The organism is Bacteroides togonis, assembly GCF_900130135.1.
Taxonomy (GTDB): domain Bacteria; phylum Bacteroidota; class Bacteroidia; order Bacteroidales; family Bacteroidaceae; genus Bacteroides; species Bacteroides pullorum.
Genome location: NZ_LT670820.1, coordinates 3,398,562 through 3,421,432, shown reverse-complemented (window position 1 = coordinate 3,421,432; position 22,871 = coordinate 3,398,562). Strand labels below are relative to the sequence as shown.

Genomic DNA, 22,871 nt, shown 5'->3' with positions numbered 1-22,871 from the left:
TGTTATACTAAGCACGAGTATAACCCTCAGAATTCGTTAAAACTACTATTCAAGACAATTATCCCCCATTAGAAAGCATAATTTCTCCCATTATATCTTCTACAGACTGATAATTTTGTTTCCAAAACATTTTCAATTTCGTATATACATAAAATTAATAAGCCATGAAAAAAATACTTTTTCTTTTAAGCAGCTTATGGGCTTTATCCACAAGCGGGCAAGTATCAACCCTTGAAACACGCTATTTTACCTCTGACGTGAAAGCCAATGGAGAAACGGACTTCCACGGAGAGACTGAATGGATGAATCTGGAACAACGTATCGATTTCCTGGCCAAATATGGAAATTATGCAGCCAAATTCTGGAACAATCCACAACTAGACCGTCCAGTTCTTTCTTCTCAGGAAGTGCCATCAGCCTTAAAGAGCATTAAGCCTCAACCTACTTCACAAACAAGAAAGACCTTATCACTGAAACAATGGAAAGCCTACGGATATCGTCCGGGAAAAGAACTGGAACAACAAGAAGAATGGAAGTTGTGGGAACAACAGACCGGCAGTAAAATCGCTAACGGGAAACTGTCCCTGTCAGATTGTACCATTAAAAGAGAAACGGAAGACATCAAATGGCGTTTCCGTCTAAAAGCATATTTGCAGAACGAAGCTTCCTGTTACACTTTAAGCCTTGGTAATCAAGGACAAGATGTCATATCCGTAAAGCTACAGGACCAAAAGATCCAGGTACAATCAGGAAAATACCAACAGGAAACAAACTATAAAGGCAAATCCCAGTACATGCTGGAAATATATGGAGATTTTGACAACAAACGATTCTTTGTCACACTCGATTCAACACTCACTTTGGAATGTCCTCTTGATGCCAACCTCACTCCCATAATCAACCAAACGTCATTCACCTCTACCAGTGGAACAACCTATATGGACAACCTACAACTGTATTCGTTCGTACAGGATGCAGCCAATGCACACACGCCCTTCTACACCTCGCTGGTATGGGATGAAGACTTCGACCCCATCGTTCCCATAAAGGAATGGTATAGCCCAGAGTACGACGATACCCAATGGACAGAAGTAAAATTACCCTCTGTACATGGCGGACTGGCAGAAAAAGAAGAGAGTTACTACCTCAGAAAGAAAGTACATATTGACAATTGCGAACGCGCCATTCTGAACTTGGAGACTCTGGATCCAGGAGGTGAAGTGTGGATAAACGGACAACCCGTCATTGTCATCAACGACAGACACCCCTACCAATTGGATGTCACCGAATACATGATTCCCCATCAGGAGAATCTGATCGCTGTACGTGTCAAGCCATACAAAGCACGCCACCGAATGCTTCACTCACCCTCCGACCCCTATACAGGCTGGTTACTGGGAAGGACAGAATTGATTCTGACAAGCAGATGCATGATTAAAGACGCACTTGTTCATACTTCGACCATTCACGAAAAAGAAGCCGTACAGTCCAATCTGATTACGATTCAATATAACGGAGTAGAATATTATAAAGGAAGCATAGAAATAAACTATTACCCCTGGTATCCGAAAGAAGGAGAAGTAGTAGCCAGTATTCAAAAGGAAATCCAAATCAGACCATCTATCGATAATAAGATTTCGATCCCTTTGAGTATCCCTGATGCATTGTTATGGCATCCCAACCATCCCAACTTGTATAAAGTGGAAGTCATTCTAAAAGATAAAACAGGCAAAGTTATCGACGATTATGTCACAACAACAGGTATCCGTACTATAACACAGGAGAGAGGAAAACTCTATATAAACAATCAGGTAGAAATGTTGAATGGAGCCCAGATCCTGGGTTACAGATATCCCATCGAAACAATAGCCAAAACCAACCGTTGTGTATCTGACGAAACCATTATCCAAGACCTGTTGCAGATAAAGAAAATGAATGGAAACATGCTGCGTATCCATGTACATGCAGAAAAAGATACAATCGATGGTATTAATGACCCGCGCTATGCAGAATATGCTGACCAATTGGGTGTCTACCTGTTATGGCAAACAGCCGGATGGGTCAGAGAAGGAGAAGCCTGGAACGTAGACTTCAAAGGATATCCCAAATACATCAGACAAGTTTATAATCATCCATCCATTGTCATGTGGGAAGCCGGAAACCATCCTAACCGTTTCAAAAAGCATGATATCTCAGATTCACACGACTACATGAACCTGATTTATAAAACGATCAGCCAGGCCGATACGAGCAGGCTTATTTCTCCGACTTCCTTCTGGGGACATACACATTATGGTAACTATGACGGCAGCATGGACTACAAAGGCAACCCCATCTCTCCCAATCCTGTAATCATGGAAAAACTAATGACCAGAGGTAACCAGGATGCTTATACCGGATACGGAGCGACATGGAGCGAATTGCGCAAAGCTCCTTACCGATGGGCGGCCTCCTGCATCAATGCCAATGATAAAGCATTTTTCAATTTTGAACATGAAGAATCGGCCGCACAGCCCAACTGGGAACTAGCACAAAAGGAACCTTGGTACAAAGTGCAATCCTACGAATGGGAGTACGAAGAGAATAGTATCGGCAGGAAACTGGATGCTGAAGAATGGAAAATCAGCCAGGCTTTCCAAGCGTTCTCGGCATGGGAGTCTATGAAAAAGCAAATTCTTTTAGGCTATGATGGATTCTCATGGTGTAGCTTGGAATCAGGTGCTAATATGTTTACTTACCAGAAGCCTCTGTTAGACGCATTCGGTGTACCTAAGCTGGCTTATTATGTCAACAAACAGGCATTCGGACGAATGTGGGCCGCAAGTAATAATGTCGATGTCGTATACGGTCCACAAGATCAGATACAACCTGTTATCTTTAACCTGGATGCTCCTTGCAAAGCAAACTTGATTATTGAACTAAAAAATGAACAAGGCAAAACCGTAGAAAAGAAAACTATAAAAAATATAGATGTCAAAGGGAACGGAAACGTAACTCCTGTTGAAAGCTTCCGTTTTAAGAACAAAAGAGAAGGAGTATATTTCATCGTTTATCAGCTTGTGAAACTTGCAAATTAGGCGTGAAAGATCACTCTTTCACAACATCAGCCTGATTTCCAATCCCTTACAGAGGTGTGAAGGAATGAAAGCATTGACAAAACATTCTTTTAAAGAAAGAATATATGGATGATGCCACGTAAACATTCACTTGACGAACGTAAACATGGACTTGACATCCATAACTATGAACTTGGCGATTGTAAAGAGGGACTTGAAATATCAGTCCCTCTCATTCGCTTTGTCTGTATTCCTGCGGCGTCTGATTGAAAGATGCTTTGAAACAATGGCGGAAATAACGCAAAGAATTAAAACCGACCTGATAGGCAATCTCTGTAATCTGCATTTCTGGATTTTTCTTTAGCAAATCGGCAGCAGCCTTCAGACGTACATTCAGAATATACTCATTCGGAGTTACGAAGCTAAGAGCCTTCAACTTATTGTAAAGCGAACTGCGGCTGACTCCTAACTCACGGGCCAATTGATTGACATCAAAATCGGGTTCAGCCAGATGCGTCTTCACCACATCATCCAAGCGTGTCAAAAAGTCGGCATCAATCGGAGTCAATGCCAAAGTCGGCATACCGGCATCATTTGTATCGGCAGAGGACGGTGTCACAGTGGAAAATTTCTTTTTCAGCAATTTCCGATTACGCAACAAGTTGGCAATCCGACCCAAAAGCAGTTTGTTGTTGAAAGGCTTTTCTATGTAATCATCCGCTCCACATTGCAATCCCTCCATCTTATTATTGTCGGATGTCATCGCTGTCAGCAAAATAACCGGTATATGACACAAATCAAAGTTACTCTTTATCTTCATGCACATTTCCGTTCCTGACATGACAGGCATCATTACATCACTTACAACCAAATCCGGATGCTCCTCTATTACTTTATCAAGCCCGGCTTTGCCATCCAATGCAATAATAACCCGATAAAGCGGTGAAAGCAAATCCATCAGTATCTGTAACAGGTCTTCATTATCCTCTACCAACAATACACAATCTTTTGCATCATTGTCCGATTTAGGAATGTCACTTACAGGTACTGTTTCCGTATCAGTACCGGACATTTCAGAGAAAGCGGGCAGAACATCCGACATTTCTCCTTCAGCCGCATCCCAAACCACATTGTCATCTTGAAGGAACGGATTCTCTTTTGGCAAAGTCACTGTAAAGACACTACCATACCCCAAAGCACTCTGTACACCAATAGATCCATGATGAAGTTCTACGATTCCCTTAGCCAAAGCAAGGCCAATACCGCTACCGGGAGAAGAGACCTCAGCATCCACCTGATAGAAACGATCGAAAATAAAAGGTAAAGCTTCTTTGGGTATTCCTTCTCCACTATCCAGAACTTTAATTTCAATTTGTTCAGTCGCTTCTATGATTTGGACTTCCACTTTTCCATTGGCGGGCGTATATTTCAAGGCATTAGACAATAAATTAGAAAAAACTTTTCTTAACTGACGGCTGTCAAACCAACCCATTACCGTATCCGTTTCCGAATGAAAATCCAAATGGATATGTTGCAGCTGAGCCTGCTGCTGAAAGTCATCACAGAGGCGACTTATAAAAGCTACTATATTAGATTGGGCCACATGCAAAGTCAACTTGCCACGCTCCATTTTTCTAAAATCCAACAACTCGGAAATCAATTCACGGAACTGAAACGTATTTTTATAGATCTTCTGTAAGCGAGTGCGTATAAACGGAGAAAGCCCCGAAGTCTGCAACAAAGCTTCCAGCTGTGAAATGATCAGCGTCAACGGAGTACGGAATTCATGAGAGATATTGGCAAAGAACTGGAGTTTAGCCTGAATCAACTCTTCATTTTTCTCCTTTTCCAATTTTTCCTGCGCCAGAGAAGCTCGTAAATGTACACGTGCCATCCAATTACGAACAAGCGTACTGACTATGCTTAAAAATAAAAGAGCATATAGAGAATAAGCCCACCACGTAGCCCACCAAGGTGAATGGACTATCACAGGTAACTCAATGGAATGAATTTTATCACGTTCACTCAGTTGTTTCTCACGAACCTTCAGTCTATATTTGCCCGGATCCAAATTTGTATAGACCAATGTATTCCCATAAGTCGTATTCCATTTCTTATCAAACCCTTCTAATATATATTCATAAATTTTCCGGTCTGAATTATCTATATAACTATTCGAAGCAAACGAAATGGTAATATTATTCTCATCGTACGATAAATTCAATTGAGAAACGAAAGGCAATGCTACCGGCAATATTTTTTCCTCTTTCCGAGCTGACACTATTTTTCCATTGACTGATAACGACGAAAAAAACAAGTTATGTTCCGGCAAGGTATCGAATAAAGAAGAAAAAGAAAATCGGGTCATACCTTCCGAACCACCAACCAGCACTTCCCCGTCATGGCAAACAAGCAGTCCACAACCATCGTTTACTGCAGACAGATGCAATTGATTCTCCGCATCTAATATTTTCATATCCGTTGTCTGAGGATGATAACAAAGGATACCACGATCCGTCAATAAAATCAGATAGCCTGACATGTGGAACCGCATGTTATAGATATAATCTGCACCCGCCATCGGACAATGTTCAAAACTGTCCGATTCTTTATTATATCGATACAATCCAGAACCTATCGTTCCAAAAAACAAAGTACCGTCAGACGACTCTGTCATCCTTGTTACCATAAACTTTCCAAGTCCCTTCTGCCCCAACGGATAAATATATTTTTCGCCCGGAGACGACATATTGATGCGAACAAGTTCATTCCGACGAGAAAGCCATATAAAACGTTCAGAGTCTATAAACATAGCGACTCCTTCACGCAACGTTTCAGGAATCTTTGGGAAAGGACGTTCAAGAGTACCATCATAGCCTTTTTTCACAAATATACCCTTCATTGACAGTAAATACAAACTGTCCCCTTGCATGATTACTTCGTTAAAAGAATCACTGGTACGACCATAGTCTGCATAATGTTTAACCGTAGCCGAAGCTATATCAAAGCGTAAAAAACCCTGCTTATGCGTGCCGATATAAAGACAATCATTCTGTTCGTCATATTCTATACACTTCAAATTAGGGAAATACGGGGATTGTTTTTTCCCTGACAGATAATGAGTAAATGTATCTGTTTTCCTGTCCCAGCGATTCAATCCTCCACCTTCTGTACAAATCCACACGTCTCCCCGCTTATCTTCCACCATATTGCCCACATAAGGAAAACTCACCCCATCTTGTCTACCGTCATTTTCAGAATAATGCCTGAACAGATCTACTTCCGGATGAAAATAATGAACTCCTCCATAATATGTTCCCACCCAAATGGTACCCTGCCGATCTTTATACAATGAAAAAATAGAAGAATGCTTCAATGCCCCGGGAGTCATATCTTTACGATAGCATGTAACCTCTCCATTCCGATCTATTTTATTCAAACCATTGAAGGTTCCAATCCATACACTCCCTTCATCATCTTCTACAAAGCAACGAATATCATTACTGGAAAACACAAAATCTTTTTTCACGGTCCATTGATTGCCAGAGATCGATTCTACCTTATACATTCCTTTGCGGAAGGCTGCGACCCACATAGCTCCCTGACTATCATAATACAAAGAATAGATATTTACATTTGGAATCACACAAACTGGTTGTTGTGTTCCAGGTTCTGCAATGTAATATAATCCGGTCAATGTTCCTACCCAAAGACTACGGTCTTTCCCCACATAAAAGCTGGTAACCGATTGTCCCAATTCCATGTGATATACAAATGAAAAATTCTCTTCTACCGGATTCCAACGATAAATGCTATCATGAGCAGCAGCCCAGACATCACTTCCATCCGAATAAAGGCACGAAGCTTTAAGATGCAAATCATAAAATGCCTCTTTACGCAAATCATAACGAATCAGTTCGCTATCAGAGGTAAAGAAAATATTTCCCTGACCACTTACCATTTTATGGACTTCGTTTCCCAGAAAACTGTATTCCTTTGCTACAGAAGGTTTATATACAACCATCTCATTTCCATCATAACAACTCAATCCCTCAAGCGTACCAAACCACATACGCCCCAATTCGTCCTGACAAATGGAAACGACAGAAATCTGAGAAAGTCCGTCAGCCTTACCCAAATGCTTGAAATAGACATTTCCACATAGCATCCGGGATATAATCAAAAATAAGATAAACAACCAAAGTTTCTTCATAGCATTACATAACAGCTCTACAGAGCCCAACTAAACCTGCCATTAATGGACAAGTATATTACTTATACCATAAAGTCTTTACGACGCAACACGAAACTGTTACTCAAATATTTTTCACGTACGATCTGGTTTTCAGCCAATTCTTCCGGAGTTCCCTGAAACAAGATCTTACCCTCGAAAAGCAAATAGGCACGGCTGGTGATACTGAGTGTCTCCTGCACGTTGTGGTCGGTAATCAAGATACCGATATTCTTGTCTTTCAACCTCCATACAATCTGCTGGATATCTTCTACGGCAATAGGGTCTACACCGGCAAACGGTTCGTCGAGCATGATAAACTTAGGATCAATGGCCAGACAACGGGCAATCTCCGTACGTCGACGTTCACCACCCGAAAGCTGATTACCTTTATTTTTACGCACCTTCTGAAGTCGGAACTCTGCAATCAGACTTTCCAGCTTGTCTTTCTGGTAATCCAGCGGTTTATTGGTCATTTCAAGTACAGAAGCAATATTGTCTTCCACGCTCATCTGACGAAAAACAGATGCTTCCTGTGCCAAATAGCCGATACCGGTCTGAGCACGCTTATACACAGGATAATCTGTAATATCCAGATCGTCCAAAAAAATACGTCCCTCATTCGGAGTGATCAGACCTACAGTCATATAGAACGAGGTCGTTTTTCCCGCTCCATTAGGGCCCAACAGACCAACGATCTCTCCTTGTTTGACATTAAACGAAACGTGGCTTACCACTGTACGCTTTCCGTACTTTTTCACCAAATCTTCCGTGCGAAGAACCATTTTACTATCTTCCATACTTGCGTTAATTTGCCGCAAATGTAGCAAAAATAAAAGATAAAGCCGTACATTTGCAGGCAAATACTTGACCAATTATGTTTAAGGCACTTAGAACCGTAGGAAGATATATCATGCTGATGGGTCGAACTTTTTCCCGTCCCGAACGTATGCGCATGTTCTTCCGCCAATACCGTAACGAGATGGAGCAACTTGGAGTAAACTCCATCGGCATCGTACTGCTGATATCGTTCTTTATCGGCGCTGTCATCACGATACAAATCAAATACAACATCGAAAGTCCATGGATGCCCCGATGGACCGTAGGTTACGTAACACGAGAAATCCTGTTACTCGAATTTTCATCCAGTATCATGTGTCTAATATTGGCCGGAAAGGTCGGATCGAACATTGCATCAGAATTAGGAACGATGCGTGTTACCCAGCAGATTGATGCCCTGGAGATTATGGGAGTAAATTCCGCCTGCTATCTTATCCTGCCAAAGATAATCGCCATGGTCACCATCATTCCATTACTCGTAATCTTCAGCACGTTCGCAGGTATCATCGGTGCTTTCGGCACCTGCTGGTTTGGAGGAATCATGACCGCTACAGACTTGGAGTACGGACTTCAATACATGTTCGTCGAATGGTACGTATGGTGCAGTATCATCAAATCACTGTTTTTTGCTTTCATCATCGCCAGTGTATCGGCCTTCTTCGGCTATACGGTAGACGGTGGATCGATCGAAGTAGGCAAGGCATCGACCGACGCTGTGGTAACAAGCAGCGTACTAATTCTTTTTGCCGACCTTATACTTACCCAATTACTGACCAAATAAACATTTCAGACCATGATAGAACTGAAAAGTCTCTGCAAGTCATTTGAAGGAAAAGATGTGCTGACTGATATCAGCGCAACTTTTGAAAACGGAAAGACCAATCTGATTATCGGACAGAGTGGATCGGGAAAAACGGTATTGATGAAATGTATAGTAGGTCTGCTGACACCTGAAAAAGGGGAACTGTTGTATGACAACCGTAATTTTCTGATCATGGATAAGAAAGAAAAGAAGGCCCTGCGTCGCGAAATGGGCATGATTTTCCAAAGTGCTGCCCTGTTCGACTCCATGACGGTATTGGAGAATGTCATGTTTCCACTAAACATGTTCAGTAACGATACATTGCGCGACCGTACACGCCGCGCCATGTTCTGCCTGGATCGTGTAAATCTGGTTGAAGCCAAAGACAAATATCCCGGCGAGATCAGCGGTGGCATGCAGAAACGTGTAGCTATTGCCCGTGCCATCGCTCTCAACCCACAATATCTATTCTGCGATGAACCTAACTCCGGTCTCGACCCCAAGACTTCGCTCGTCATCGACGGACTGATACAGGACATCACCCGCGAGTACAACATGACAACACTCATCAATACGCACGATATGAATTCCGTCATGGGTATTGGCGAAAATATCATCTTCATATACGAAGGACACAAAGAATGGGAAGGCAGCAAAGACGACATCTTTACCTCAAGTAACGAACGTCTGAACAACTTCATTTTTGCCTCCGATCTGTTCCGCAAAGTAAAAGAAGTAGAAATACGGAATATGGAAGGATAAACTATCCGAACAAACCGGAAGTTGTATGCGATAGCGCATTTTGCATTTTTTAATGCCCCAATAATCGGAAAGCTCAAACAATCGGGTTATCTTTGAAGGACATCAAATTTTGCAGCTATGAAATATAAACTTTTGGTTCTGGATGTGGACGGAACACTTCTCAACGAAGAGAAAGCCATTAGTAAACGTACACTGTCCGCATTGCTGAAAGTACAGCAAATGGGAGTACGTATTGTATTGGCATCAGGCAGGCCGACCTACGGACTGATGTCGATAGCCAAAACACTGGAATTAGGCCTCTACGGTGGTTTCATATTGTCTTACAATGGTTGTCAGATTATCGATGCACGCAACGGGCAAGTCTTGTTTGAGCGCAGAATTAATCCGGAGATGCTGCCCTATATTGAAAAGAAGGCTGTCAAGAACAATTTTGCTCTGTTTACATACCACGACAATACCCTGTTGACCAATACGCCGGATAACACGCATGTCAAAGAAGAGGCAGAGCTGAACGGCCTGGAAATCATTGAAGAAAGCGAATTCTCTACTGCTATAGACTTTGCCCCGTGCAAGTGTATGTTAGTGAGCGATGACGCAGATGCGTTGATCGGCCTTGAAAGCCACTGGAAAAAACGTCTCGATGGAGTATTGGATGTTTTCCGTTCGGAAGACTATTTCCTGGAAGTAGTCCCCTGTTCTGTAGACAAAGCCAATACGCTGGCTGTCTTGATGGAGCAATTGGGAGTGACACGCGATGAAGTGATGGCCATTGGGGACGGTGTATGCGACGTTGCCATGATCCAACTGGCTGGCATGGGCGTTGCAATGGGGAATTCCGTGGATTCTGTGAAAATCTGCGCCGACTATACGACAGATACCAACGAAAACGACGGAGTGGCCCAAGCTGTAGAAAAACTGATTTTAGCCGACATTCGCGCTACCAAGATACCTCTCGACCAACTGAATGCCCAAGGAAGCCACGCGCTGATGGGAAATCTGGGTATCCAATACACCTATATAGCCGAAGACCGCGTAGAAGCTACCATGCCAGTAGACCACCGTACCCGTCAACCCTTTGGCATCCTTCATGGTGGAGCCACATTAGCGCTTGCCGAAACTGTAGCCGGACTTGGTTCCATGATTCTATGTCAACCCGACGAGATAGTCGTAGGGATGCAGGTGAGCGGCAATCACATTTCGTCGGCACTCGAAGGCGATACGGTGCGGGCCGTGGGCACCATCGTTCACAAAGGACGCTCTTCGCACGTCTGGAACGTGGATGTCTTTACTTCAACCAACAAGCTTGTCTCTACCGTCCGTGTGGTGAACAGCGTGATGAAGAAGCGTTGAAAGAGGCCGAGTGCGAAACTTGCAGAACAGCCGTTTTTCCCAGTTAGAAAAAAATTAGTCTCCAGTTAGAAAATTATTTTTTCCTAACTGGGAAAAAATGAAGGGAATCAGGATAACTCCTTACTCTTCACCGTAGATGTACTCCACGGGCGACTTTTTGAAGCGCAGAATGCGGGTATCGTGCACTCCGGCACCGTTTTGCGTCAGATACAAGCCGGCCATGCTGCCGTTGAAATACCAACCGCTGCCTGTGGGCGAATATACGGTAAACAGTATGTTGTTGTAGTGGCCGTGATAGATGCCCGATGTATTCCATTGGGCAGACGGTCCATACCACACAACAGGCTCGTATTGCGTGAAGTCGGGACTCTTCATGGCTATGTAGATGAGGTCGCTCAGAGCCAGTTCGTCGATTACGAGATCGTTCCGCCGGCGCTGTTCGCGCTGTATCTTGCTGTGCCCTTCCCAGGGATTCTTCAGGGTATGGGTTCCGTTCCACATAACCCATATATAGTCGGTAGCATCGAACATACGGTTGAATTCTTCCATGCTGGGCACCTCGTAGCCGTCGGGGGCAAGGGTGGTGGGCTCCAGTTTGTTCATGTGTGTATTACCCGATGTGGTGAATCCGTCAAGTACAGCGACGCTGTCTTGCACTACTACTTGCATGCCCTGTGTGCGTCCTCCCTGATAAGCCCAGCCCCAAAGGTCGTAGAACTCGTCGATAGTACAGTCGCGCAGGTAGTTGAATACCGTGGTCCCGACTTTTACGGCAGGGTCGTCGGACGAAAGGATCTGGTCGTCGAACGATTTTGAGTTGCCACGGGCATTATACTTGCACCACCATACACCGTGCAGCCAGGTAACAGGCAGTCCGTAATTGCGGCGCGACACGGTATATGCCTCGCGTGCCGAGCCGTCGGCTTTGTTGCGGATGACGATTCGTGCTTCCTGCACCCGTCCGTTGGCAGTAGGATCGTTGGGCTTCCAGCCGGCCAGTACACGATAGACGTTGCTGCCTTCCTCTTGTGGAGCGATTTTCATCCACGGGTCTTCACCTTCGGTAAATTCGGCAAAGATTTCTTTTCCTTCGGGCAGGGTGATTGTTGCCAGTTCGTTATCGATGTAATGGTCGAAACGGTGGGCATAATTTTGCAAATCAAAATCCAGCAATCCTTCCATTTGCGTCGGGTTGGCTTGTAACACCAAGCGAATGTGGTCTTCGGGATAAGAGTTGTCTAGTCCTTTTCGGTGGAACTGCAGACTGGCTTCATCGCTGGCATGACCCGGCGGATAGAGTAATTTGCGTATCCGAAACAGGTTCTTACCTTCGATTCCGCGTACCTGTGTCACGGGCTCTACGGTCAGCGGATAGCCTTCGAGGGGGAGCATCTCCAGTTCGTCATCACAGTCTACGGCCAGCAGTACTTCGGTAGCGTTGTACGGGAAAATGAGTGTACTTCCTCCGTCGGCCACCTGTACGTCGTCGGGCAGTTGTGAGGCAGACCGGTCCACGGTGAGCCGGCTGTCCAGACTGGGGATGAGCTCGGTATCTTCGCCCTTGGCCCATTCCTCAACCACGAGGTGTGCCCCACTCAGGTCCTTGCGTAGGGTTATGGTATAGATTGTGTTGCGTTTCAGTACTTCGGGTAAGGACTGCTCCATTTCGTAGGTAGTTCCGTCCATCTCGGCTTTAACGTAGACTTTAAGGTCGGGATTGAACTGCTCGTACAGATACATGATGGCTGCCGAGTCCTGTTTCAGTCCTTGGTCAAAGGTTAGCAGGATGTCTTCTTTTTCGGCCCCCGGCGGTGTTTGTATGTCGGTTTGCGGAAGGACAAACGTCTGTTTCGCCGCACTTCTTACCCCAAACTGGTGTACGCTGAAACTGCCTGCTACGCGGGCACGGAAATCGAGTCGGGCCGTTCCGTGCTTCAGTGTCAGGGGAATGGAACTGACGGCCTGTCCGGTCAGTTTGATCTGTCCGGTCAGAAATGGTTGTACATGTCCATCCGCGACCGTAAGGGTTTGTTGACAGAAGTCCACTTCGGTCAACAAACCTATTTCGGGCACCAGACCGGTTTCTGCATTGGCCAGCACGTACAACGCACCAGCCCGACGTTGCAGATCAAGTTTGTAACTGTTCTCGCTTTCGGCTATCAGTTGGGGATGATATTCGGTTAGTATACCATCTTCGAAGAGGTAGGCATCCATACGTTCGATGCGATTCTCACCGGATACGGGCTGTGCTTGTCCTTCGGCGCTGAAATGGCTGAGACTAACCCGAAGCAAGGTATGGCTGTTGTCGGCAAAGTATTCGTTGGTATGTTCGTCCGAACAGGCATTCAGCATCAGCAGGGTTGCCAGCAGGACAGTTGTCCGTGCAATATATCTTTGGATGTTCATAAATTTTAAGCTTTTACGTTCCCGAGTTTTTAAGTCTCTAAGTCTCTGGTTTCTTTAGTTTTGCGTTTAAACTCAAAACTTACAACTGGCATTTAGCGTCACCGTCTGTAAGGCGTCAAGTCGGTGTTCGTACCTTCTTCCCATTCGTCGTACGATACGTTCAGCTTGATGTCGAGGCGATCCTGACGTACGGTAATAGTGTAGACGGTATTTCTCTTCAGCGGCCCATCGACGGCTTTAGTCAGTATTTTCTCTTTACCGCCGATAACGACTGTCGCACTGATTTCTATACTTTGGTTCTCCTGCTCGTATACATAGAGCATTCCTAATTTGCCGTCAGTAATGGGTTGCTGAAATACCACGGTTGTATCCTTGCGATTGGCGTTGGACGGCGACTGGATGCTTTCTTGCGGGAACAGGTAAGCCGAATTGGCCAGATTGCGTACAGTGACATTCTTTACCGATACTTCCTCGATCGATTCTACAGCCAGGTCGAAACGTGCCATTCCGCGCTTCAGCGATACCGAAGCTGTATTTGTCTGGTTTTCGGTACTTTCCAAAGCCAGCATTCCGGTGAAGAAGTGTTCTGTTTGGGCAGGCATGTTGATGATGCTTTGCTTCCAGTTAGTTTCATCCAGTTCAGTTTCTTCCAGACCTTCGGTGGGGATGGTTCCGCCCGTGTAGGCCAGCAGGTAAAGGTTGCCCGAACGGCTGTCTATCTGCAGGTTGTAACTTTCAGATTCAGGAGCTCCCAGTTCGTATATTTTTGCCATTTTTCCGTTTCTGAACAGGAAAGCTTTTACATCGGTTATGTCATTTTCGCCATCAGCAGCCTGAATCAGGCTTTCGTAGGCGGCCAGTCGGGCATTGATGATTGTAGTACCCGAGTTGCCGGACGGCAGATTCTCTTCTGCATCGTTCGTACAAGACGTCATCACAAATGTGGTGCATACTGCAAAGGTCATAGCCTTCATAAACTTCAAATCCATAATCGTCTGTTTAGTTTAAGTTAATATAAAAGTATAAACTACATGATGTCAGTTGTAAGCTGAACCTATCATTATATTAGTTGTATATGTATTCTACCGGACTCTTAATACAGCGTACTGTACGGGTTTTGATAGAGTTTTGTGCTGTAAATTTGAACCAGTTCTGTCCCGGACGGCTGGCTTGGGCATAGCCTTCCATATACCAACTGTTCGACGTGTTTCCGGTAATGGCCATAATGATGGACATCTGTGCGATGTTTCCGTCAGTGGTATTCCATTGATGTCCAAGTCCGTACAATGTCCAGTGATTACCTTCATACTCGAAGTCGTAAAAAGCTATGGTGCCATAAGACACTTCCAAAAATCGGGCCTCACGTTCTACAATGTTCACGGTAATGGTTTGTCCCTGACTGTTCTGGTGGGTTCGTGTACCTACACCTCCGATATTGCAGTTGGTGCCCCACACGAAGAAAGCATAATCGTCGAATGTCGGCAACTGATAGCCGTCGGGTGCCATTTGCGTGGCAGGTATTTGCCCCCAATTTTGTGCGGAGCCTTTCATCCCTTCATGATAGAATGCTGTTCCGTTGTGGCTCAGTGACAGTTCATCAGGATTGCCTCCCTGATATTGTCCACCCATTAGGGATAGCAGTTCATCATCACTGCAGGTGGTCAAGCGGTCCAATACGCCGGTTCCTGCTGCCTGGTCGTCGGCTATGCTGATCTGATCGTCGAAACTCTTGACGTTGCCCCGCAAATTGTATTTACACCACCAGGTTCCGCCGATGTTGACAACGGGGAGTCCCCAGTTTCTGCGCCGTATGGGATAAACCTCGCGGTTACTTCCGTCGCTGTCGGTAATGACCAGGCGAGCTTCCTGCATGCGTCCGTCGGCTTCGGGATCATTGGGTTTCCATCCGCCCAGTATGCGATAACTGCCGGCATTCTCGGCCAGTTTTATCCACGGTGTCTGTCCGTTGTCCGTTTCTACTGTAGCTATTTTACCATCGGGCAGAGTGAGACGTCCCAGTTCTCCGTCTACGTATCGGTCAAAGTTACATATACCGTCTTCATCGAAAATAATGCTGCCTTCGAGCTGGATAGGACTAGGTAAGAAAACAAGCACGATGCGCCCTTTATGGATCTGCTCTTTGTATACATCGGCATAGATGTACTCGCGTATGGTACCGGGCAAACGGTGAACATTGCTTACTGCAAGGCGAGCTATCGGTTCAAGGTTACGGCTGGCTGTAGCCTGTACATTGACTCCGGTGATGCGTCCGTCAACTGTGACTGTTGCTCCCGGTTCGGCATCGAGAACAAGGTTGAAATTGTTCTCGGTATAGGGAATGAAGACACTGTCGCAGGTACTGTTTACTTTAACGTTGGCCGGCAAGGCAGAGTCTTCGATGTTAACCCTTGCTTTGATTTGGGTTTCAGAACCGGAGGTATCACCTTGTTCCCAGTCGCCATTGCTGATGTTCATCGTTACGTCACCTCCGCGTCCGTACACATGGATGGTGTAGACCGTGTTGCGTCGGATGGTGGTGGGTAGGGAAGCCTTCATCTTGTGCAACGCATTTCGGAAACGCACCAATACTTCGGCCTGTATGTCAGTGCCCTGCTGCTCGCAGAGGTAAAAGACAGTTTCGCGCGCATTGGACAGGGGAGTACAATACTGCTTGTCGAAACGGGTGGTCGCGGCATTCTGAGGAGGTGTGGCGGTTGCCTGCGGGTTGAGGTAGCCTTCGTCGACCAGACCGTCGATACTGACTTGCAGCACTTCTACACCTTGGTCGGTCGATTCGAGGTCGATGCGGGCAACACTGCGTGTCATGGCAACGGTCAGTTCCGACGCTGACTGACTGCCCAGTTCCTCCCGACCGCTCATCAACAGTCCGTGTTCCGTCATATCGCTGGTCGAAGCTGAGAAGGCAAGAAAGTCATCGAGGGTAGTAGCGTCGGGCACCAGTGCTTCCAAGGCTGTTACTTGCGAAGCATTGGCCAGGAAGTAGAGGGTTCCGCGATTGTCGGCCAGATTCAGATAGCAGCGGCCGTCATCGCTGGGCACCAGCGGACCGTAAATTTCCTGCAACTGCCCACCATCGAAACGGAAAGCTTTTACGTCGTTCATCCGTTTGTCGTCGGTGGTAGCGGCAGTACCTTGTAGTCCGGCAGGTTGCAGAATCACAGATAACTGTCCTGCGGCGGGTGTATCGGAAAATTCGGTTTCGGCAGTGCATCCGGCTCCCAGTAGGGACGCAAAGAGGCAGCAAGCAATAAAATTGTATTTCATTGTTCGTTGTTTTAAGTTTTAATAAGTACGTGTACACGGCTATGGTGCAGTGTAGACCTTTGCCATCAGGGATACAGGGTCGGGTTGTTCCGGCTGTTGAGGTACGACGGTGAGTCGATAGGGAACTTGTGCAGATTGTTGACGTAGAAGTTGTTCATCAGCTGCTGTGCCCAAGGACCGTAGGTAAACGCACTGCTGTGGTTGTATCCCATCACGTGTCCCAACTCGTGGAACATAATTTCGCAGGCGTAGGTGTTATTGTAGTGTGTAAGCCAAGCGTTTTGATAGGCTCCGAATATAATACCTCCACCTAGCCCGATAACACCGTTGCCCGAGTATACCAATCCTACTTGCAGGGTGCGTTCTCTACGCATCTGAGAGAGTACTTGATCAGCTGTCACCTTGTCGTCTACACCACCGTTGCCATATAGAATGTCTTCGTTGGCTCTGAGGATTTCTTCGTGTTCGTCCATGTCGATCATGTAAGTGAAGTTGATAAACATGGCCACTACCTCGCGGCAATGTACGGGACGTATGCCCATCCAGTTGCCTACCGGGCCTCCGTTTGGCAGGTCGGGGTCGCCTCCGTAAAGGCTGAAGTAGATGTCCCAACCGTGTACGATGGATTTTATCTTGGCCCAATATGGGTCGTCGGACTCTATCTTGTATTGGGCTTCAGCGAGCTGTGTAGGTGTCAGATTGCCGATTTCGATCAGTTTGCCCGACTCGGTGCGGTACATGCCGTTACGGCTGCTAATGGCAACTTCGTGAAAGAAGTCGGCAAAAGCCGGTATGGAGTCGAAGTAGGCCAAATCGAAATACTCGTTGCTGACGGACGGAACTTGCACCTTGATGAGCACCCGTTTCAGATCGCGAGGCGAATAGAAGCGAGCATGAAGCTGGCCGGCATCGTTCACCTTGATTTGCAGTGGGTGTGCTGTGTTGAATCTCCGTTGTGCAGGGTCGGCATAGATGGTTTTGGACTCTCCGTCTTGCAGTATCTTAGCATGATTGCCTTCGTTGTAAGCCTGTCGGGTGATGTACATGGTGCCCTGATAGTCGTCGGGATGCTCCATCCGTGCGTATACCTGTTCGATGCGGTTAGGGCTTATGGCGTCTACACCGAACAGGTAGCTGCATTGGCGCTCACCACCCCGATAGTGGGTGGTAGTGAGGCCGATTTCGGCATTGATCTGCGCATCTGCAGTGGTAGGCATAAACCAGTAGGTATTCTGGTCGTTCAGCTCGATGGGATCGGTCTGCCCGTTGCTTTGTCCGGCATATCCTCCGTCGCCGGTGAAGGCTGTATAGAAGGTACCGGTGTAAAACGACAGTGTCTTCTGCGTTGCGGCAGTACGCACATCGTCGTTGTTGTAGAGCAGGTCGAGGTCGAGACGCCCCATGATGCGCTTCTGCACGATTTCGGCGGGCAGATGCACGATGTATTCGTGACCTCCGGCAACGGCCTCGCGGCTGACGCTGAAAGGGGTCTTCGAATAGAAATATTCGGCTTCGAGAGGTTTCTGCAGGTCGGACGGGAAGCTGATCCATTGGTCGGTTTTCTGCTTCAAGGGGTGAATGGTGGCCCCGTCGTCGAGCAGATTGCCTTTGATGGCAAGAATCAGCAGTTCGTATTCGCCTTCCTTCAGGCCTTCGATTTTGATTTCCTGGTTTTGGTGGTTGTAGATGCCCTTCAGGCCGCTGGCTATAGCGCCGTCTTCACCGACTACGTAGAATTCTACCCGGTCGTAAGGGGCATCGGTTTCGGTAGTTTGGCGAGTGTGGGCACCGTCGTTCTCGTAGCAGTCGCTCCGCAGTCGGACGGTAGGTGTACCCGCCTCCGTCTGTAAGGAATCTGCCCATTCATCCTGTTGGCAGGAGATAAAGGCCAGACTGCATAAAAATGTTATCCAAACAATCTTTTTCATCCTGTCTCTGTAAGTTGTAGTTCTCTCTAATACCTGTTATACGTTTGTTATCCTGATTTATTTACCAGTTGTTCTTTTTCGGCTTCAGCCATGAAAAAAGCGCGATGTGTCTCGCCGGTTGGGGTGAAGGCATATTGCGCTTTTGTATGCTATAACGTCGTTTGAGTCGAATTGTTCATTGTACATTTGCGACTTCGACGTTTTCTATGTGTCTGACCGAAGCTTTCCGGCGGGTTTTCACTGTCATTAAACGGAAATGGAAGAAAAATGTTTTGGGGAACTATAGCATTTAACTTTTATACACAAATTCTTTACTTTCGTTTCTCTTAGGTTCAGGCCTTTCTGCCGGAGCCATTGAACCGTGCAAGTGTTGTTCGCAGGCGAGTTGGGAAATATTTCGTTCGGCGTGCCTGTCCTTCCAAACTTTATTTGTACTTTTGCCACTTCGAAGTAAAACGGAAAGAACATGTTGACGAAAGTTATTGAACAAGCGAATATCGATCATTTTGCCAAATGGCTGGACCGTGCGGACAAGATGGTGATTGTGTCGCACGTGGGTCCCGACGGCGATGCCATCGGCTCTTCGCTGGGATTGTGGCACTTCCTGAACTCGCAGGATAAGACTGCTAATGTGATTGTACCGAACGCTTTCCCCGATTTTCTGCGATGGATGCCTGGCAGTAAAGATATTCTGCAATACGACCGTTATAAAGAATTTGCCGACAAGCTCATTGCGGAAGCAGACGTCATCTGCTGTCTAGACTTCAACGCCTTGAGCCGTATCGATGCGATGGCCGAAGCTGTCAAGAATTCCCCTGCACGCAAAATTCTGATAGACCATCACCTGCATCCCGAGGACTTCTGTAAAATCGTCATTTCTCATCCGGAAATATCCTCTACATCCGAACTTGTTTTTCGTCTGATCTGTCGCATGGGATACTTCAGTGACATCACCAAACAGGGAGCAGAGTGTATTTATACAGGAATGATGACCGATACGGGTGGATTTACCTACAATTCCAACAATCGTGAAATCTACTTTATTATCAGCGAACTGCTTTCTAAGGGGATAGACAAGGATGCCATATACCGCAAAGTATTCAACACCTATTCCGAAAGTCGCCTGCGCCTCATGGGACATGTACTGACACAAATGAAAGTATATCCCGAATACCATGCCGCCATGATATCGCTCACCGAAAAAGAGCAGAAGCAATTCAACTATATCCGAGGTGACAGCGAAGGGTTCGTCAACATCCCGCTCAGCATTAAAAACGTCATCTTTTCATGCTTCCTGCGCGAAGATACCGAAAAGCCTATGATCAAAATTTCCCTCCGATCGGTAGGGAAATTCCCTTGTAACCAACTGGCTGCTGAGTTCTTTGGCGGAGGCGGACATCTGAATGCCTCGGGAGGTGAGTTTTACGGCACGATGGAAGAAGCACAAAAAGTCTTCGAGCAGGCGCTGGAGAAGTATAAGCCTCTGCTCACAGCCAAAGGATAAAAACGGAGTGCAAAGGTTAAAAGATACGAACTTTATTCCCGCATTTTTCAATATTCAAGGAAATCAGATACTTTTGTACGAAAATACAAACTTATATTAAATGAAAAAACTCTTATTACTCTTTTTTATATTGCTGGCTGTAGGTTTCAGTTTCCAGGCATGTGATGATACGAAGACATACGCGGAGATGTTGGAAGAAGAAGATGACGCCATCGCTGATTTCATTAACAAGGAAGGAATAAAAGTCATCAGTCAGACTGAATTCTTCGACAACGATTCGGTTACCGACGTCGAAAAAAACGAGTTTGTCCAATTGGCAAGTGGTGTATATATGCAGATTGTAGACAAAGGTTCGGACAATTTGGCCGACACCGTCCGAAACAACGAAGTTATTCTGATACGCTTTATGGAATATAGTCTTTTAGATCAGGATACCACTATAAGCAACTTGTCATTTCCTTATTTAACGGAAGAATTCCGATATTCGGCCACTTCATCATCCATTGCCGGCATTTTTAATACGAATAGCAGTCTCATGTATTCATGGTACGGATATACGGCAGTTCCCGCCGGTTGGCTGGTACCGATGCCCTACATCCGCAACAGAGCCCACGTTCGCCTCATCGTCCCGTCCAAAATGGGACACCAGGCAGCCATGCAGAATGTATATCCCTTCTATTATGACATCAAGAAATACCAGTTCTGGCGATAAGAAAGCATTCAATCAACTCTTAAAAACAATAATCTATGACTCTAATCAAATCTATCTCTGGAATCCGCGGAACCATCGGCGGCCATGCAGGCGAGGGGCTCAACCCGCTTGACATCGTGAAATTCACATCTGCTTATGCTACACTCATCCGCAAAACGTGTACTGTAAAAAGCAACAAGATCGTAGTAGGCCGTGACGCCCGTCTCTCCGGCGAAATGGTGAAGAACGTAGTGGTAGGTACCCTGATGGGTATGGGATGGGACGTTGTCGACATCGACCTGGCTTCCACACCGACCACTGAACTGGCCGTTACGATGGAAGGTGCCAGTGGTGGTATCATCCTCACCGCTTCGCACAACCCCAAACAGTGGAACGCCCTGAAGCTGCTGAACGAAAAAGGCGAGTTCCTGAACAAGGAAGAAGGCAACGAAGTGCTCCGCATCGCCGAAGCCGAAGCCTTCGAATACGCCGAAGTAGATAAACTGGGCACTTACCGCAAGGACCTGACCTACAATCAAAAGCATATTGACAGCGTACTGGCGCTCGACCTCGTTGACGTAGAGGCCATCCGCAAGGCCGACTTCCACGTAGCCATCGACTGCGTGAACTCCGTGGGCGGCATCATCCTGCCCCAGCTGTTCGAAGCACTAGGCGTAAAGCATGTAGAGAAGCTCTACTGTGAACCGACCGGCAACTTCCAGCACAACCCCGAACCGCTGGAAAAGAACCTGGGCGACATCATGAACCTGATGAAGGCCGGCAAGAACGATGTAGCTTTTGTAGTTGACCCCGACGTTGACCGTCTGGCCATTATCTGCGAAGACGGACGCATGTACGGCGAAGAATATACACTGGTCAGTGTAGCAGATTATATTCTGAAGCATACCCCGGGTAGCACCGTGTCTAACCTGAGCTCTACCCGCGCCCTGCGCGACGTAACCCGTAAGTACGGACAGGAATACTTTGCATCGGCTGTGGGCGAAGTGAACGTCACCACAAAGATGAAGGAAGTGGGTGCCGTTATCGGTGGCGAAGGCAACGGCGGCGTCATCTATCCCGCCAGCCACTACGGACGCGATGCATTGGTAGGTATCGCCCTCTTCCTGAGCCATCTAGCACACGAAGGCAAGAGGGTGAGCGAACTGCGTGCCACCTATCCCGCTTACTTCATGGCCAAAAACCGTGTGGACCTGACGCCCGACACTGACGTAGATGCCATTCTGGCCAAGGTGAAGGAAATCTACAAGAACGAGGAAATCAACGACATCGACGGTGTGAAGATTGACTTCCCCGAAAAGTGGGTACACCTGCGCAAGAGCAACACGGAACCGATTATCCGTGTATATAGCGAAGCCCATACGCAAGAAGAAGCCGAAGAAATCGGCCAGCAGATTATGAAAGTAATTGCTGAACTGGCGAAATAAATGAAGAACTGATAATGAAGAATGAAGAATTACCTTTCGGGTGATTCTTCATTCTTCATTTAAATCACTTTCTCCACTTCTCCCTCGAAGTTGGGTGTAAAGACGCCCTTGCCCAGATTGGCACGGATTTCCTCGATGGGCCAGAAGCGGCCGCCGTCCAGTTCGTCACTGGGAGTGACAGGGCCGTCGTACACCGTCTTGTAGGTGAAGACCAGTTCACGCTCGCGGGCCGACTCGAAGACGTAGTGTGTCACCTGTTGGGGCGTGAAGTCGGTAATGCCCAGCTCCTCGCGCACCTCGCGGCGGAGGGCTTGCTCCACACTCTCGCCCAAATCGACATGACCGCCTACGGCCGTATCCCACTTGCCGGGCTGTATGTCTTTCCATTCGGGACGCTTTTGCAAATAGAGTTCACCACGCGAGTTGAACACGTGCAGGTGGACGACGGGATGCAGCAGCTTGCTGCCGTTATGGCACTCGCCACGTGTGGCGGCACCGGTGATATTGCCCTCTTCATCGACGAGGGGAAACATTTCTTGGTTGTTGTCTTGGTTCATAACTTGTATTTTTT

The 22,871-nt window shown here is 46.6% G+C and carries 14 protein-coding genes; 7 read left to right on the top strand and 7 right to left on the bottom strand.

What is annotated here, in order from left to right; genetic code table 11:
• Positions 1 to 164 precede the first annotated feature (164 nt).
• Positions 165 to 3,077 carry a glycoside hydrolase family 2 protein gene (locus BQ8005_RS14370; protein WP_075318530.1) on the top strand — a complete coding sequence of 971 codons (2,913 nt, stop codon included), beginning with the start codon at positions 165 to 167 and terminating at the stop codon, positions 3,075 to 3,077.
• A 211-nt stretch (positions 3,078 to 3,288) separates the two neighbouring features.
• Here the strand turns inward: BQ8005_RS14370 and BQ8005_RS14365 are convergent, their stop codons facing one another.
• Together BQ8005_RS14365 and lptB are read right to left on the bottom strand one after the other, a co-directional pair.
• Complete coding sequence (locus BQ8005_RS14365; RefSeq protein WP_075318529.1) at positions 3,289 to 7,269, bottom strand: two-component regulator propeller domain-containing protein; 3,981 nt, start codon at positions 7,267 to 7,269, stop codon at positions 3,289 to 3,291.
• 62 nt (positions 7,270 to 7,331) lie between these two features.
• The gene (gene lptB, locus BQ8005_RS14360; protein WP_021847814.1) at positions 7,332 to 8,087 is read right to left on the bottom strand and encodes an LPS export ABC transporter ATP-binding protein; all 756 of its coding nucleotides are present in this window, start codon (positions 8,085 to 8,087) and stop codon (positions 7,332 to 7,334) included.
• Between the two features lie 77 nt (positions 8,088 to 8,164).
• Here lptB and BQ8005_RS14355 point away from each other — a divergent pair, with 77 nt between their 5' ends.
• From BQ8005_RS14355 to BQ8005_RS14345, 3 genes are all read left to right on the top strand, one after another.
• Complete coding sequence (locus tag BQ8005_RS14355; RefSeq protein WP_021847815.1) at positions 8,165 to 8,908, top strand: MlaE family ABC transporter permease; 744 nt, start codon at positions 8,165 to 8,167, stop codon at positions 8,906 to 8,908.
• 12 nt (positions 8,909 to 8,920) lie between these two features.
• Positions 8,921 to 9,691 carry an ABC transporter ATP-binding protein gene (locus BQ8005_RS14350; RefSeq protein WP_021847816.1) on the top strand — a complete coding sequence of 257 codons (771 nt, stop codon included), beginning with the start codon at positions 8,921 to 8,923 and terminating at the stop codon, positions 9,689 to 9,691.
• A 117-nt stretch (positions 9,692 to 9,808) separates the two neighbouring features.
• A complete protein-coding gene (locus tag BQ8005_RS14345) occupies positions 9,809 to 11,041 on the top strand; it encodes a Cof-type HAD-IIB family hydrolase (protein WP_075318528.1) in 1,233 nt (410 codons plus the stop codon).
• Between the two features lie 120 nt (positions 11,042 to 11,161).
• Here the strand turns inward: BQ8005_RS14345 and BQ8005_RS14340 are convergent, their stop codons facing one another.
• From BQ8005_RS14340 to BQ8005_RS14325, 4 genes are all read right to left on the bottom strand, one after another.
• Positions 11,162 to 13,447 carry a hypothetical protein gene (locus BQ8005_RS14340; RefSeq protein WP_159436265.1) on the bottom strand — a complete coding sequence of 762 codons (2,286 nt, stop codon included), beginning with the start codon at positions 13,445 to 13,447 and terminating at the stop codon, positions 11,162 to 11,164.
• Positions 13,448 to 13,545: 98 nt separating this feature from the next.
• Positions 13,546 to 14,436, bottom strand: a complete 891-nt coding sequence (locus BQ8005_RS14335) for a hypothetical protein (RefSeq protein WP_075318526.1) — start codon at positions 14,434 to 14,436, stop codon at positions 13,546 to 13,548.
• Positions 14,437 to 14,512: 76 nt separating this feature from the next.
• Positions 14,513 to 16,732, bottom strand: coding sequence for a hypothetical protein (locus BQ8005_RS14330; protein WP_075318525.1), 2,220 nt, complete (start codon positions 16,730 to 16,732; stop codon positions 14,513 to 14,515).
• 65 nt (positions 16,733 to 16,797) lie between these two features.
• Complete coding sequence (locus tag BQ8005_RS14325) at positions 16,798 to 18,660, bottom strand: hypothetical protein (RefSeq protein WP_075318524.1); 1,863 nt, start codon at positions 18,658 to 18,660, stop codon at positions 16,798 to 16,800.
• A gap of 466 nt (positions 18,661 to 19,126) precedes the next feature.
• On the opposite strand from BQ8005_RS14325, the gene BQ8005_RS14320 reads away from it, so the two are divergent.
• From BQ8005_RS14320 to glmM, 3 genes are all read left to right on the top strand, one after another.
• Positions 19,127 to 20,164, top strand: a complete 1,038-nt coding sequence (locus BQ8005_RS14320; protein WP_021847822.1) for a DHH family phosphoesterase — start codon at positions 19,127 to 19,129, stop codon at positions 20,162 to 20,164.
• A 100-nt stretch (positions 20,165 to 20,264) separates the two neighbouring features.
• Positions 20,265 to 20,876 carry a BamK family beta-barrel-assembly machinery protein gene (locus tag BQ8005_RS14315; RefSeq protein ID WP_075318523.1) on the top strand — a complete coding sequence of 204 codons (612 nt, stop codon included), beginning with the start codon at positions 20,265 to 20,267 and terminating at the stop codon, positions 20,874 to 20,876.
• 35 nt (positions 20,877 to 20,911) lie between these two features.
• Positions 20,912 to 22,300, top strand: a complete 1,389-nt coding sequence (gene glmM / locus BQ8005_RS14310; RefSeq protein WP_075318522.1) for a phosphoglucosamine mutase — start codon at positions 20,912 to 20,914, stop codon at positions 22,298 to 22,300.
• A 59-nt stretch (positions 22,301 to 22,359) separates the two neighbouring features.
• Here glmM and BQ8005_RS14305 read toward each other — a convergent pair whose 3' ends face one another.
• Positions 22,360 to 22,857: an NUDIX hydrolase gene (locus BQ8005_RS14305; protein WP_075318521.1), complete on the bottom strand. Its 498-nt coding sequence runs from the start codon at positions 22,855 to 22,857 to the stop codon at positions 22,360 to 22,362.
• Between the last annotated feature and the right edge of the window lie 14 nt (positions 22,858 to 22,871).

Bases quoted from the DNA above. Each gene is read 5' to 3' on its own strand.
- BQ8005_RS14315 (WP_075318523.1), top strand. From the start codon at position 20,265: ATGAAAAAACTCTTATTACTCTTTTTTATATTGCTGGCTGTAGGTTTC.
- BQ8005_RS14350 (WP_021847816.1), top strand. From the start codon at position 8,921: ATGATAGAACTGAAAAGTCTCTGCAAGTCATTTGAAGGAAAAGATGTG.
- glmM (WP_075318522.1), top strand. From the start codon at position 20,912: ATGACTCTAATCAAATCTATCTCTGGAATCCGCGGAACCATCGGCGGC.
- BQ8005_RS14335 (WP_075318526.1), bottom strand. From the start codon at position 14,436: ATGGATTTGAAGTTTATGAAGGCTATGACCTTTGCAGTATGCACCACA.
- BQ8005_RS14355 (WP_021847815.1), top strand. From the start codon at position 8,165: ATGTTTAAGGCACTTAGAACCGTAGGAAGATATATCATGCTGATGGGT.
- BQ8005_RS14345 (WP_075318528.1), top strand. From the start codon at position 9,809: ATGAAATATAAACTTTTGGTTCTGGATGTGGACGGAACACTTCTCAAC.
- BQ8005_RS14370 (WP_075318530.1), top strand. From the start codon at position 165: ATGAAAAAAATACTTTTTCTTTTAAGCAGCTTATGGGCTTTATCCACA.
- BQ8005_RS14340 (WP_159436265.1), bottom strand. From the start codon at position 13,447: ATGAACATCCAAAGATATATTGCACGGACAACTGTCCTGCTGGCAACC.
- lptB (WP_021847814.1), bottom strand. From the start codon at position 8,087: ATGGAAGATAGTAAAATGGTTCTTCGCACGGAAGATTTGGTGAAAAAG.
- BQ8005_RS14365 (WP_075318529.1), bottom strand. From the start codon at position 7,269: ATGAAGAAACTTTGGTTGTTTATCTTATTTTTGATTATATCCCGGATG.
- BQ8005_RS14305 (WP_075318521.1), bottom strand. From the start codon at position 22,857: ATGAACCAAGACAACAACCAAGAAATGTTTCCCCTCGTCGATGAAGAG.
- BQ8005_RS14330 (WP_075318525.1), bottom strand. From the start codon at position 16,732: ATGAAATACAATTTTATTGCTTGCTGCCTCTTTGCGTCCCTACTGGGA.
- BQ8005_RS14325 (WP_075318524.1), bottom strand. From the start codon at position 18,660: ATGAAAAAGATTGTTTGGATAACATTTTTATGCAGTCTGGCCTTTATC.
- BQ8005_RS14320 (WP_021847822.1), top strand. From the start codon at position 19,127: ATGTTGACGAAAGTTATTGAACAAGCGAATATCGATCATTTTGCCAAA.